This is a genomic window from Streptomyces alkaliterrae (assembly GCF_007097205.2).
GTDB classification, from domain to species: domain Bacteria; phylum Actinomycetota; class Actinomycetes; order Streptomycetales; family Streptomycetaceae; genus Streptomyces; species Streptomyces alkaliterrae.
Genome location: NZ_VJYK02000736.1, coordinates 1 through 410, shown reverse-complemented (window position 1 = coordinate 410; position 410 = coordinate 1). Strand labels below are relative to the sequence as shown.

Genomic DNA, 410 nt, shown 5'->3' with positions numbered 1-410 from the left:
GTCCTCGTTAAAATCGACATTGCCCACGGCTTCACGCCGGCTGGCGAATGCACGCAGCTCCACAGGTGCGACCTTGATGTACTGCAATTGGCCCTGGCTCAAAGTGACGGCTTGGCCATCACGCGACGGCGACGCAGGCACAGCGACGGGCGCGCCTGTGTACGACGGAGCGAGCGCGGCTTCCGAGCGATTCTGGCTCCCGATTCCCCACATCAGGCCACCAACGACCAACGCAGCAACGGCGCCCCCAATGGCAGCGGACTTGTAATCGACCTGCACAGCAATACCCCAGACGATAGAAATTTGCCCGCATGATGCTGCTCACCCACAGATCGGTCTACTGTGATGAATCACAGTTCGCAATGATTCGCCGCTCTCATAGAATCGCCGCCATTCGATCAGACTGGGTG

The 410-nt window shown here is 59.5% G+C and carries 1 protein-coding gene; it reads right to left on the bottom strand.

The window, feature by feature from the left end:
- The coding region (locus tag FNX44_RS29380) for a hypothetical protein (RefSeq protein ID WP_228450354.1) at positions 1 to 279 on the bottom strand (279 nt) is incomplete at its 3' end.
- Positions 280 to 410: the final 131 nt, after the last annotated feature.